The sequence below is a fragment of the Abiotrophia defectiva ATCC 49176 genome (assembly GCF_037041345.1).
Classification (GTDB): Bacteria; Bacillota; Bacilli; order Lactobacillales; family Aerococcaceae; genus Abiotrophia.
Genome location: NZ_CP146287.1, coordinates 191,177 through 203,872 on the forward strand (window position 1 = coordinate 191,177; position 12,696 = coordinate 203,872).

The 12,696-nt window shown below is 49.2% G+C and carries 13 protein-coding genes; 7 read left to right on the forward strand and 6 right to left on the reverse strand.

The genetic code is table 11. The features are described 5' to 3' along the window. Nucleotides 1-50: 50 nt before the first annotated feature. From V7R82_RS00895 to V7R82_RS00910, 4 genes are read right to left on the reverse strand one after another with little or no spacing between them, the layout of a single operon-like run. Nucleotides 51-650 carry a response regulator transcription factor gene (locus tag V7R82_RS00895; protein WP_314329971.1) on the reverse strand — a complete coding sequence of 200 codons (600 nt, stop codon included), beginning with the start codon at nt 648-650 and terminating at the stop codon, nt 51-53. Nucleotides 651-658: 8 nt separating this feature from the next. Next, nucleotides 659-1,765 (reverse strand): sensor histidine kinase, encoded by a 1,107-nt coding sequence (locus V7R82_RS00900; RefSeq protein WP_338542879.1) that lies wholly within the window; start codon nt 1,763-1,765, stop codon nt 659-661. Nucleotides 1,766-1,788: 23 nt separating this feature from the next. Further along, complete coding sequence (locus V7R82_RS00905) at nt 1,789-2,520, reverse strand: ABC transporter permease (protein ID WP_291453650.1); 732 nt, start codon at nt 2,518-2,520, stop codon at nt 1,789-1,791. Between the two features lies 1 nt (nt 2,521). Continuing rightward, on the reverse strand, nt 2,522-3,418 hold the full coding sequence (locus tag V7R82_RS00910) for an ABC transporter ATP-binding protein (protein WP_291430904.1): 897 nt from the start codon (nt 3,416-3,418) through the stop codon (nt 2,522-2,524). Nucleotides 3,419-3,628: 210 nt separating this feature from the next. Between V7R82_RS00910 and V7R82_RS00915 the strand changes: the two genes are divergently transcribed. After that, nucleotides 3,629-4,315, forward strand: coding sequence for a zinc metallopeptidase (locus tag V7R82_RS00915; protein WP_023392224.1), 687 nt, complete (start codon nt 3,629-3,631; stop codon nt 4,313-4,315). 21 nt (nt 4,316-4,336) lie between these two features. Beyond that, nucleotides 4,337-5,542, forward strand: coding sequence for a YcjF family protein (locus tag V7R82_RS00920; RefSeq protein WP_338542882.1), 1,206 nt, complete (start codon nt 4,337-4,339; stop codon nt 5,540-5,542). A gap of 47 nt (nt 5,543-5,589) precedes the next feature. On the opposite strand, the gene V7R82_RS00925 is transcribed toward V7R82_RS00920, so the two are convergent. Further along, nucleotides 5,590-6,243, reverse strand: a complete 654-nt coding sequence (locus V7R82_RS00925) for a YigZ family protein (protein ID WP_338542884.1) — start codon at nt 6,241-6,243, stop codon at nt 5,590-5,592. Between the two features lie 104 nt (nt 6,244-6,347). Here V7R82_RS00925 and V7R82_RS00930 point away from each other — a divergent pair, with 104 nt between their 5' ends. After that, nucleotides 6,348-7,220, forward strand: a complete 873-nt coding sequence (locus tag V7R82_RS00930; RefSeq protein ID WP_338542885.1) for a DegV family protein — start codon at nt 6,348-6,350, stop codon at nt 7,218-7,220. 67 nt (nt 7,221-7,287) lie between these two features. On the opposite strand, the gene coaA is transcribed toward V7R82_RS00930, so the two are convergent. Further along, nucleotides 7,288-8,223 (reverse strand): type I pantothenate kinase, encoded by a 936-nt coding sequence (gene coaA, locus V7R82_RS00935; RefSeq protein ID WP_338542886.1) that lies wholly within the window; start codon nt 8,221-8,223, stop codon nt 7,288-7,290. 151 nt (nt 8,224-8,374) lie between these two features. Here coaA and mvk point away from each other — a divergent pair, with 151 nt between their 5' ends. Genes mvk through fni form a run of 4 tightly spaced genes read left to right on the forward strand, consistent with a single transcriptional unit; the run spans nt 8,375 to nt 12,612 of the window. Then, nucleotides 8,375-9,370, forward strand: coding sequence for a mevalonate kinase (mvk, locus tag V7R82_RS00940; protein WP_338542888.1), 996 nt, complete (start codon nt 8,375-8,377; stop codon nt 9,368-9,370). A 16-nt stretch (nt 9,371-9,386) separates the two neighbouring features. Beyond that, the gene (gene mvaD, locus V7R82_RS00945; RefSeq protein WP_338542889.1) at nt 9,387-10,379 is read left to right on the forward strand and encodes a diphosphomevalonate decarboxylase; all 993 of its coding nucleotides are present in this window, start codon (nt 9,387-9,389) and stop codon (nt 10,377-10,379) included. 14 nt (nt 10,380-10,393) lie between these two features. Next, nucleotides 10,394-11,539: a phosphomevalonate kinase gene (locus V7R82_RS00950; protein ID WP_338542890.1), complete on the forward strand. Its 1,146-nt coding sequence runs from the start codon at nt 10,394-10,396 to the stop codon at nt 11,537-11,539. Further along, on the forward strand, nt 11,539-12,612 hold the full coding sequence (gene fni / locus V7R82_RS00955) for a type 2 isopentenyl-diphosphate Delta-isomerase (RefSeq protein ID WP_338542891.1): 1,074 nt from the start codon (nt 11,539-11,541) through the stop codon (nt 12,610-12,612). Before V7R82_RS00950 ends, fni begins: the two co-directional genes overlap by 1 nt. The last annotated feature ends 84 nt before the right edge of the window (nt 12,613-12,696 follow it).

Here is a 12,696-nt window from a genome sequence, read left to right on the forward strand (position 1 = left end):
AAAAGACTGAGAAGCATCAACTTCTCAGTCTTTTTTCTTTGGCGAAATTTTTAATACCAACCATTTTCTTGGCAGATACGGATGGCATCCGCCCGGTTTTTAGCGCTTAGTTTTTGCAGAACGGTAGACATGTAGTTGCGGACGGTACCTTCTGATAGATGGAGCTCCTGGGCTAACTCCTTGTTGGAGAGCCCCTCTCTAACGCCTGCCATGAGCTGGCGCTCTTGTGGGGTCAAGGGGTTGTGATGAGTGAAAAGGCGATCAACGAGCTCAGGCGCATATTCTTTCTTACCCGCTAGGATGTTTTCCAGGGTTTCCATGAGGGCATGGACAGGTCGCTCCTTGAGGACGAAGGCATCGACATCGGCTTTGAGGGCGCGCTCGAAGTAGCCGGGACGCTTGAAGGTGGTGAAGATGAGGACCTTAACCTCAGGGTGATGGGCCTTAGACCATTCTAGCACATCTAAGCCACTGGCGTAGGGCATTTCAATGTCTAAGAGGGCGATATCGATGGTCTGGCTACCTATAATCTCCATGGCTTCCTGGCCATTTTTGGCTGGGTGGACGCTTTCTACTTGGTCTTCTAGCTCTAGGAGTTGACAGAGGGCATCTCGAAGCATGGCTTGGTCTTCTGCAATTAAGAGGCGCATGGAATCACCTATCCTTTCTCGTAGGGCATTTTAAGTTGGACTTGGGTAGGTTGGCGACGACTGAGGATGTTGAGCTGTCCGCCTTGAATTTGCAGGCGGTCCAAGATGGTGTGGAGTTCACCTTCCTGCACGGGGCCAAAACCTTGTCCGTCGTCTTCTACAAAGGCGTAGAGGAAATTGTCGTTCCGCCAGAGACGGATTAGCACATGCTTGGCTTGGGCGTGCTTGATGATGTTGTTGCAGGCTTCTAGCAAACTCAAGGCTAGGGTGGAGGATTGGTCCTGAGTCAAGGACAGGGTACCTAGTTGGTTGTCAATGACCACCTGGATGCCAGATATTTCTAACATTTCTTGCAGCCGGATGAGTTCGTTAGCCAAGTCGTGGTGATCTAAGTCGTTGATGATAGCTCGCACTTGGTGCATAGCTTCCTGAGTCAGGTTGTGAATATCCTTGACGTGTTCTTGGGCAGCCTCATATTTTTGACGTGCCATCAGGCTAGTGGCTAATTCACTCTTAACAGCTAAGGTGGCGAAGAGATGGCCTAGGTTATCGTGGAGGTCACGCCGGATTCGATGACGTTCATTTTCAGCTAAAAGTAAGTTGATTTGCTTATTTTTAGCTTCTTCTCTTTCCTGCATGAGCTCTCGCAAGCGACCAAAGCGCTGGCCGATGGAAAAGAGGATGATGAAGCCAATTAGCAGGCCCAGATAGAATAACTCAATGGAATCCAAGCCCCGCCAAGTGTGATAGAGATAGATTCCTAGGGCAATACCATAAATACTTAACCAACGCCAGGACAAGAGGGAAGAACGAGGAAAACAATAAGCCATGACATTGCCCAAATAAAAGAGAAACCAAATAAAGTTAGGATTGAGGGAAAGGGCACAGTAAGAGATATAGCCTGCCGCATAAATCCAACTCAAGGTGACAATTCGTTGGTCTTGGCTCCATAAGAGGGAGAGATAGGAAACTAAAAAGATAAAGGTAAAGCCCAAAAGCCCCCAATTAATGGGGGACTGATTGATGGATTCAATAACGGGGAATAGAATGAAGACCAGACTGATATAGAACATGATGTGAGTCTGTTTCATCGCAATTTTCAGGCGTTGGAACATGATAGTCCCTCCTTCTAAAGGACTTATTTTACTTCAACTTTACGTTGCACTAAGGCAATCAGGATTAAGAAGCAGATTCCATAGGCTACCAGTGCGAAAATAGAATCCCATGCCCAGATTCGGTTAGTATACCAGTTTTGGATGATTTGCATTAGGTGGTAGCTAGGAATCCATTTGGCTAGGTTTTGCATCCATTGAGGGAAAAACATCAGAGGCATCCAGAGGCCACCTAAGAGTGACATAGCCATAAAGGCGATGTTCCCAACCATGGAGATGGTTTCTTCGCTTGGCAAGTAGGAAATGAGAGCCCCAATAAATGAGAATGGAATCATCCCGACCAAGAGAATAAGAATGACCATGAAATAGTCACCAGCCGGTAGGGTAATTTGACGAACTAAGCCACCAAAGCTGAAGACCACGCCGATGGCGAGGGAATAGAGCAAGACAAAGCGTAAGGCTTTTACTAAGTAATATTGTACCACAGACACCGGTGAATGGTGAAGAAAACGTCGCCAATTGTTATGCTTATCTGCAGTTAAATTATAGGGTAGGGCGAAAACGTTGAAGCTTAGAAGAGAAGAGGCCGTCATGGAAATCATCATGAAGACTCTGTAGCTATAAGGCATCTCCGCTTGATAGATACCAGAGAAGAGGAGGTAGAAAGCCAAGGGCATGCCGATGGCCATGACTAAACTCTGCCAATTGCGTAATGTAAAGTAGGTCTCTACCTTGATGAGGGCGCGTAAGTTTTTCATTTTATTTTACCTCGCTTTCTTGGTCGTCTCGGGTAGTTTCGAAAATGCTATTGAGTAAGGTGCGGCGAGCGACTTCTAATTCACTGAAGGCGCAACCTGCTTGACTAAGGGCAGCCCAGACTTCAGCACCATTCTTAGTATGGAAGGTCAGGTTATCACTGTTTTCAGTCAGTTCCATAATGTCTTGGCGCTTAGCCAATACTTCTTGGAAGCGCACAGGGACGGTAAAGAACTGGGTTAATTCTTCTGACCGCATACGGTGTGGTGTTGTGTCACGAATGAGCTTGCCTTGGTGGAGCACTAGAATACGTTCGGCTGTGTGTTCGACTTCTTCAATGTAGTGGGAAGAGTAGAGAATGGTGGTCCCGGTTTCTTTGATCCGATGGATAATTTCCCAGAACTGTTGGCGTGTCGAAGTATCCATGGCAGCTGTTGGTTCGTCTAGTATGAGAACGGAAGGACGTCCAATCAAGGTTAAGGCGAAGCTTAGCAGGCGGCGTTGACCACCGGATAAGGATTGGGTCATCTGATTGTATTGGCTTGGACTGAAACGCAAAATATCTTGGATTTCTTCCTGCGTCAAAGGGTAGTCATAGATGGATTGGAAGAAGCTGATTAATTCCTTGACCTTGAGGTTTTTAGGGAGTTCGTTAGTTTGAGGTAGGAGGCCGATAGTGCTCTTGAGTTTGCGGTTACCCACTGCTAGACCTTTAATGGTGATGCTCCCTTGGCTGAGGATTTTGTCATGAAGTAAGAGTTCAATCAAAGTAGTCTTGCCGGCCCCGTTAGGACCAATGAGGGCGATGCATTCGCCAGCCTCAATCGAGAAGTTGATATCTTGTAAGATGGGGCGGCCCTTGATTGTCTTGCCGGCACCTTTTACATTAATGAGACTCATAATAGTTCCCTCCTTGCTGTTGATGGTTTTATTATAGGCCAAGAAATCGGAGGCTAGTAGTAGCGCCTGTCATGACATGATGTGACATTTGTCATGACTTGGTGGATGGTAGATTTCTTAAGTTTTCCCAAAGGGCTCAGCCTAAAAGATGCCAAGGGTCGTTAAACTTGATATAATAAGGTATAACTTGAAAATAATGGAGGGATATCCATGAGATATTTATTTGACCCAACTTACTTCTTGATCATTATCGGGATGGCTTTTGCTGGTTATGCCCAATGGAAAGTAAAATCTACCTTCAGTAAATACAGTGAATGGGAAACTAGCAAGGGCACGACTGGTCGCCAAGTGGCGCAAGCTATTCTGCAACAAACTCTAATTAACAATGTTCAAGTCGAACATGTTTCAGGTGATTTGACTGACCACTATGACTCCCGTCACAAGGTCTTGCGGCTGTCTGATGCGACCGATATGGAAACTTCGGTTGCAGCCGTTGCGGTTGCTGCTCACGAATGTGGTCACGCAGTTCAAGACGCTGAGAACTACTTCCCGCTCCGTTTGCGTAATGCCTTAGTGCCTGTGACCCAAATTGGTTCAGCAGCGGCCATGCCAGTTATTATTGCCGGCTTTATTTTCCAAATGATGGGCTTGGTCCAATTCGGGATTATTCTCTTCTCCCTAGTCCTAGTCTTCCAAGTGGTGACCCTGCCAGTGGAATTCGATGCGAGTGCGCGGGCACTTAAAATTTTGGAACAAAACCAACTTTTGGCCCCAGAAGAAATGCCGGCTGCCCGCAAGGTGCTTAATGCAGCAGCCTTAACCTATGTGGCGGCAGCCAGTGCTACAGCCTTACAGTTGCTCCGTTTGATTATTCTATCTAGTCGCAACAACGACTAATGTCAGTCCAGGAGGTGGCCTATGCGCCAACTAAATCAACTTTTCAAGCGTCGGGTCAACACCCAGCTGGTGGATGAGTTACTTAATAAAACCCAGACTGAAGTTGACAAGATGCAGCCCCTCAATGTCCTAGTAGCGGGTAAAACTGGGAGTGGTAAATCCACGCTCATTAATGCCCTTTTCCGGGAAAATCTGGCAAGCACAGGCGCCGGGCTACCCATTACTCAACAGCTAGTGCGCATTACCAAGGAAGGCGTGCCTCTGACCCTCTATGATACCAAAGGGCTGGAGTTGACAGCTGAATCCCAGCGGGAGGTCTTAGCTAGTTTGTCGGATCTCCTGATTGAAAAACGTCAAGGCGACCCGCGCGATAAAATTCACGTGGTCTACTACTGCTTGAATTCGACCATGGCTAGAATTGAAGCCATGGAAATCGAAATCATCAAGACCTTGGCCCAGTATGTGCCGGTTATTCTGGTCTTGACCCAACAACTGGATCCAGGTAACCAGGAATTTCTTAATCAGTTACAGGCAATGGCGCTGCCAGTTAAGGGGATTGTGCCCATTCTGGCCAAGGCTTATAGCCTGCCTAAACAGGCCCTAGTTCCGCCTCATGGTTTGAATGAGCTCCTGGAATTGAGTCTAAATTTAGTGCCGGAGTCAGTTCACCGGGCTTTTATCAACGCCCAACAGGTCGATTTGGCAAGAAAGGTCAAAGAGGCTAGGCGTTGGGCTCAAACCTATGTGACGACTGCATTTGGGGTTGGTTTTGTGCCAATTCCGGTAGCTGACGCGACGCTCCTAGTTCCCATGCAAATTACCATGTTGGCCCATCTATCGGCCATCTTCGGGGTGTCGTTAGAGAAATCTCAGTTAATTAGCCTGGTCATGGGTTTAGGTGGGACCGGTGGCACGACTTTGGTGGGTAAACTCTTGGTATCATCTGTCTTCAAGATTCTGCCTGGTTTAGGGACAGTAACGGGTGGCGCTGTGACGGGGGCCATTGCTTCTGGTTTGACTTTGAGTCTGGCCTACAGTTATATCGAGGTCCTCAAGCAGATTGCCACGGCAGAATGCCAAGGACGCGATATGCGCCTGAGAGAAATCCAGAAAATTATGAACCGCTCTTTTGAACAGCATGTGGCGGTTGTGAACCAGGTCTTGCCTGACAATCTCAAGCAAGGTGCCTTTGTTAACTGGTTGCAGAGCTTCTTCGAAAAATTTTAGAGAAAACAAAGACCCGAGACACTTGTCTCGGGTCTTTTGTATATATCTTAGTCTTGGTCGGCTGCTTGTTTAACGGGGACATTGACGGTTTCCTCGCCTAGTTCTAGCCAGCCTATTTGGCCATTGAAACGGTCGCGTAGTTGGGCTTCTAGGGTCGCAGCTTGGTCTTGATAGATAGCCAAAGTATAGGTGACTTGGCCGGCATACTCGGTGTCCATAACCGTGACATCCAAGTCACTATGGTCCAAAAAATACTGGAAGGAATCGACCTGGTTATAGCCCAGCTCTAAAGCAATTAGCAACTGGTTGACATTAGCGACAATCGTAGCCTGATTCAAGGCTTCACTGACTGCACTGGAATAGGCACGAATGAGGCCCCCAGCTCCTAGCTTAATCCCGCCAAAGTAGCGGACTACCACGGCGGCCAGATTAGTCAACTGACGTTGTTTAAGCACTTCCAGCATGGGAACCCCGGCTGTGCCTGCAGGTTCTCCATCATCACTCATTTTCTGGGTCAGGGAATCAGGGCCAATAATATAGGCGCTACAATGATGCGCAGCCTTGTAATGTTCCTTACGCAAGGCGGCAAGGATTGGTGGAAAGTCGGCTGCATCCTGTAGAGGGTAGAGATAGCAGAGGAAGCGGGACTTCTTGATTTCGATTTCGTGGACACTGGCTTGATCAATGGTCAGATAGTTCATTGGGGCGCCTCCTTTCCACATTATTCTACCACATAGCAAGACATTTGGCGCGATATTTGATATAATCCCTCTGGAGCGTATTTTTGAATTAAGGAGGAATGTTGATGAAAGCAGCTGTGATTGTTGACTCTACTGCCTACTTATCAGAGGCCTTAGCCCAACATCCAGACGTCTATCAAGTTGCCTTGTCGGTTAATTTCAGTGATGGCTTAGTTATGAAGGATACTTCTGACCTGCAATTATTAAATGAATTTTACACCCGCCTCAAGTCTGAAAGCCAATTACCGACAACTTCTCAGCCCCAACCAGGGGATTACTTGGCCCTCTTGGACCAATTAGTGGCTACTGGCTATGATACGGTTTATGCTATTCACCTCTCCAGTGAAATCAGCGGAACCTATCAAACTGCCCATATGCTCTTGAGCGAGTATGAGGATAAATTAGACGCTTATGCGGTAGACTCTGGCTCATCCTGCATGGTCATGGAAATCTTAGTCAAGGAAACCTTAGGCTGGATTGACCAAGGTTTGTCAGCAGAGGAAGTGGGGCGTCGCCTAGAATGGTCAGCTCGTCATTCGGATGTCTATCTCATGGTAGGAGATCTCAATAACTTGGTTAAGGGTGGCCGCCTGTCGGCTTCCAGCGCCATCTTGGGTAATATCTTACAGATTCGTCCCCTGCTACATTTTGAAGAAGGTAAGATTGCCGTTTCTGAGAAAATCCGCACGACCAAGAAGGTTTACCGTCGCATGGTGGAGCTAGTGGCAGAATGGCAAACACGCTACCCTCAGGGTGTGCATGTTGGCATTGGCCAAGCGGGTGCACCAGAAGATTTGAAGGTATTAGATGAAATGATGAAGGATGCTTATCCTGGTATGCCCCTTAGCTATACCAATATTGGTCCTGTCATTGGTACCCATACGGGTGATGGCACCAAGGGCTTAGGGATTGTGCCTAAGTTGCCGGCAGATTTCTAACTCTATTACTTAAATAAAAAGTCGCCATAAGTTTAACTTGTGGCGACTTTTTTGTTTAGTTGAAGTTCTAGTAATTCCGGACATAAATACTATCTACCAAATGGTTGGAGGCCTTATGCAGAATAAGGTCCGCCCGTTCACGGGTAGGGGCGATATTTTGAATCAAGTTAACTAGGTTAATGGTCTGCCAAGCCTCGTTAGCATACTGCCGGGCTTGTTCGCGTGGTTTTTGGGACAGCTCGAAGTAGTAGTTATGAGGATCTTGTTTGGCCAAGTCCAGCAAGAGCTCGAAACGTTCCATGTACCAACGTTGAATATGGACAGGATTAGCGTCGATATAGATCGAGACATCGAAGAAGTCACTGACATATAGTTTCTGGTTCTGTGGCAGTTGCAAGACATTAATACCTTCCACAATCAGGATGTCGGGATCTTCCATAACGGCTTCTTGGCCGACTAAGACATCATAGACCTGGTGGGAATAAACAGGGTAGCTAACTGGCTCTTTACGCGTCTTAATACGCTGCATGAAGTCTAGGAGGCGAGGCATATCATAGGAATCTGGGAAACCCTTGCGGCCTAGGATGCCACGTCGAATTAATTCAGCGTTAGGATAGAGAAAGCCGTCAGTTGTCATCAGGGCGACTTTACGCTCTGGATAGGTCCGGCTCAGTAGCTCATGTAAGACCCGGGCCGTCGTACTCTTGCCGACCGCGACACTCCCTGAAATCCCAATGACAAAAGGCTGGTGGGATTGGAGCGAGGGATGGTTTTGGCCCTGCAGAAATTGATATTTGGCGGACTGATAGGCTTGTTGATAGGTCATCATCATATCCAAATAATGAATCATAGGGGCATAGATGGTGGACACGTCTGCCTGAGACAGGCGGTCATTAAGTGAGACCAGTCGAGCCAATTCATGGACCTGGGGTATAGGTTGGCCCTCTTGGTGGAGCTTTTGCCACTCTTGGGGTGCGTAGCGCGTGAACATTTCCAATGACATGAGATACCTCCTGACGGGGATGCTTAGGCTTATTTTACCACAGAATCTAAGAAAGTTTAAGATTGCTTAAAACTTTCCCTAAAAATCCCACTTTTTCCTGGGATGCGCTACAATAGAACATGACGAATTGACTCGTAAAGGGGACCTTTTTGTGCCTAAAAAAATGCTAGAAAATCAACATAAAGAATTAAATATAAAAAGCCAAGTATCGGACAGCCCAGTAGGTATGGGGGCAGCCCACGGTAAAGTCATCCTTATGGGGGAGCATGCCGTTGTCTACGATTACCCAGCCATTGCCTTGCCGGTACCGGCTGTGGCCATCCGTGTCCGGGTAACACCCACCCAACACCAGGCAGACTACCTGTCCTGCCGCTACTACAAGGGGCCTTTGGCAGATGCGCCACAAGAGTTGCAAAATGTTCAGGCTGCTATTGGTTTGGCTCAGGAGCATTGCGCGCCTAAAAATCAGGACTCGGCCATCCATATCCGTATTGATAGCGACATACCTCAGGAAAGAGGCATGGGGTCGTCAGCCGCTGTGGCGGTTGCCTTGGTTCGAGCTTTGGCCGATTACTATGGGGTCAGTCTGAATCAGGAAGTGCTGCACTACATGGTCAACAAGGCTGAAGTCTTGGCTCACGGTGCGCCAAGTGGCCTGGATACCTTGATGACCTCGACCACACAGCCCGCCCTCTATCGTAAGGGCCTAACACCACAAGCCTTCCAAATGAACTTAGGAGGCTATCTGGTGATTGCCGATAGTGGCCAGGCAGGCCAAACCAAGCTTGCTGTCGCTCAAGTAGCTCAGCTAGCGCAAGACCGACCTGACCAGGTCATGAAGACCATGGCAGCTATTGGGGAATGCACCATTCAAGCCCAACAGGCCATCCGCCAAGGAGATTTGGTGGCCTTGGGTCGTCTAATGACATACAACCACTATTATCTCAACCAGCTCAAGGTTTCGACCCCTGAGCTGGATAATATTGTCAAATCCGCCTGGTTAGCTGGCGCTTTAGGTGCTAAGTTAACGGGTGGGGGCTTGGGCGGCTGTGTCATTGCCCTAGCCAGCCAGGCCCAGCAGGCCGAGGCCATCAGCCAGGCCATGCGTCAGGCAGGCGCCGGCCGCACCTGGACCATGGCCATTTAAAAGGAGGAGGAGCCCTATGATTGAGCTAAAAGGGAGCGCGACCTATCGCGCCCATACCAATATCGCCCTGATTAAGTATTGGGGCAAACGCGACCAGGCCCTCTTCTTACCAGTGACAAGTTCGCTGTCACTGACCTTAGATGCCTTCTACACCGATACCCAAGTGACTTTTGATGCCCAGCTAGCCCATGACCGTTTTATTCTCGATGGTCGGGAGCAAGAAGCTAGCCAAGTAGCCAAAGTCTCGGCCTTCCTAGACCATTTTCGGGCGCTTGCCCAGACCGATTGCCGGGCCCTGGTGACCAGCACCAATCATGTGCCGACGGCAGCTGGCTTGGCTTCATCGGCCTCTGCCTACGCAGCCTTGGCCTGTGCAACCAATGCCGCCTTAGGTTTGGATTTATCCCAACGTCAACTATCCATTTTAGCCCGTCAGGGTTCAGGTTCTGCTAGCCGTAGTCTCTTTGGTGGCTTCGTTATTTGGCATGCGGGCCAGGGAGAGGACAGCGACTCTTCTTATGCTGAACCTTTTGAGGCAGCTGACTGGGATTTGGCCATGCTAGTCGTTATGGTCAACAAAGGAACCAAGAAGATTTCTAGCCGCCAAGGCATGGCCCTGACCATGGAGACATCGCCTTTTTATGCCTTGTGGCCTGATGAAGTCGCCAAGGATTTAGCTGCTATTCAACCTGCCATACTAGCCCATGACTTAGCCAGTGTAGGCCAAATTGCTGAACACAATGCCATGAAGATGCATGCGACCATGATTGCGGCCAACCCAAGCTTTAGCTATTGGGAGGCGGATTCGCTCAAGGCCATGGACTTGGTGCGACAACTACGGCAAGAAGGATTCACCGCCTATTTCACCATGGACGCTGGGCCTAATGTCAAGGTTCTCTGTCCAGCAAGTCAAGCAGAGACTATTCGCGATCGTTTTATGACCGAATTTGATTCCAAGCAATTGGCGGTGGCCTACCCTGGCCCCGCACCTTATCCAATTAATGACTAAGAAGGAGGCAGCCCATGGAAGCAATGGACCAGCTTTTAGAGCTTTTTGATTTGGCACCTGAACTGAATTTTGGGACTAATCAGGGCTGGGCACCCGGCAAGCTCTTTCTGGCGGGCGAGTATGCTGTTTTGGCCCCAGACCAACCGGCTCTTCTCTTCGCAGTTAGCCAGTATTTGCATTGCCAAGTGGGCATCAGTCCCTGGCCCGGTCGGGGTTTACTGCAATCTAATCTACCAGGCTTGGAAGATTGGCACTATGAGCGGGCAAATCTCTATGAGGCCGATTCGGCTCAGTGGCGCTATGTTCTAGCCGCTATGCAAATAGTGGAAGACTTAGTAGAGGAAGTGGGGCGCCCTTTACAAGACTATCGCCTAAGTATAGACAGTCAGCTGCTAGCAGACAATGGTCGTAAATACGGCTTTGGCTCTAGTGGGGCAGTGACGGTAGCGGTTATTCAAGCTTTGTTGGCTTTCTATGGCTTGGTGGCTAAGTCGCCGCTCATGCACTATAAGTTGGCTGCTATGGCCATGATGCGCCTAGGTTCTAAGGGGAGTCTGGCTGATTTAGCGGTCAATGCCTATGGCGGTTGGCTCTACTATGTGGCCCCGGATCGGGTTTGGCTACAAGAAGCCCTAGCAAATCCTTCTATCTTATCCCTGCTGAGTCAAGACTGGCCTAGCCTGGTCATCCAGCCTGTGTTTGCGCCAGCGGATTTAGAGGTCTTAGTAGGATGGACTGGCGTGCCAGCTTCTACCGACAACTTAATTGACCAGTGGCAGGACCGGTCCGGTACCGCCTATCAGGCCTTTCTAAGCTCGGCCAAGGAGACGGTCCAAGCAATCAAGGAGGCTTTTGAGACTGGCGATAGCTTAGCCATCCAATCGCGCCTGGCTGACTACCGACATTTACTACGACAAATTGAAAAACACAATACCCTCTCTATTGAGACACCAGCCTTACGAGAGCTGGTGACTATTGCTCAAGCCTATCAATTCGAGGCCAAATCCTCGGGGGCTGGAGGGGGAGACTGCGGGATTGCGGTCGGCCAAGGCCAAGGACTCAAGAAAGAGTTGGCGGCAGCTTGGCAGGCAGCCGGCATCACCTTAGTCGAACTAGAGATAGGGGCGCCTCAAAGGCCCTCTGAGGAGGCAGGAAATTAATGCAAGAAGAAAACTTAGTGGCCCATCGTAAGGCCGACCATCTTCACTTAGCCTTGGCCCAACAGGCTGGGGTTCAAACTGCTAGTTGCTTCGATCAACTACGCTTTGTCCACCATCCCTTGGCGCTCCTGTCTCAAGATGAGATTGACCTGACTACTCAGTGGGCAGGGCATACTCATGCCTTTCCTTTTTACATCAATGCCATGACGGGTGGTTCCAAGTTAACCGGCCAATACAATGAGCAACTCGCTATCGTGGCGCGGGAGACGGGGCTAGCGCTAGCGGCTGGTTCGGCTAGTGCCATGGTCAAGGATCCGACAGTGGCGACTAGCTATCAAGTGATGCGCCGGGTCAATCCAGATGGATTTATCCTAGCTAATCTGGGGGCCCATCACAGCCTAGAGTCGGCTCAGCGTGTCTTGGAGGCTATGGGGGCTAATGCCTTGCAAATCCACCTCAACCGGCCCCAAGAAGTGGTCATGCCCGAGGGGGACCGCGACTTCAGCCAATGGTTAAAGCAAATTGAGCGCTTAGTTAATGGCCTGGATTGCCCAGTTATTATTAAGGAAGTAGGATTCGGTATGAGTCAACAAACCTTAAGATGCTTGGCTGAAGTAGGCGTGAAGACAGTGGACGTCAGCGGTCGAGGTGGAACTAATTTCATCCAGATCGAAGATCAACGGCACGAGACGCCTCAATTCCAAGCCCTCTACCAATATGGCCAGACGACGGCAGAGTCGCTCCTAGAAGCACGAGTAGCACCTGTCGAGTTGGAGATTTTGGCTAGTGGCGGTATTCATCAACCCGTTGATATTATCAAATCCCTCGCCATGGGGGCTAGAGCTGTAGGCCTAGCCGGTTACTTCCTGCACTATCTGGAAAATAAGGGACTTGAAGCGACCATTGAAGGGGTCAGAGCTTGGCAAGAGCAATTGCGCCAACTCTATCTGCTTCTAGGTGCGCGTGACTGGCAAGAACTTCAGGCTACTGACTTGATTCTGACAGGAGACTTGCGTAACTGGGCCCAAGACCGGGGCTTGCCTTTCCAAGACTTAGCACGCAGACATCATTAATCTTCAAGAGGCTGATTAATCAGCCTCTTTTTTGTGCCCGAAGTCTGTATAGACAGAGAAATTTAAGGAATTATGGGGATTGCT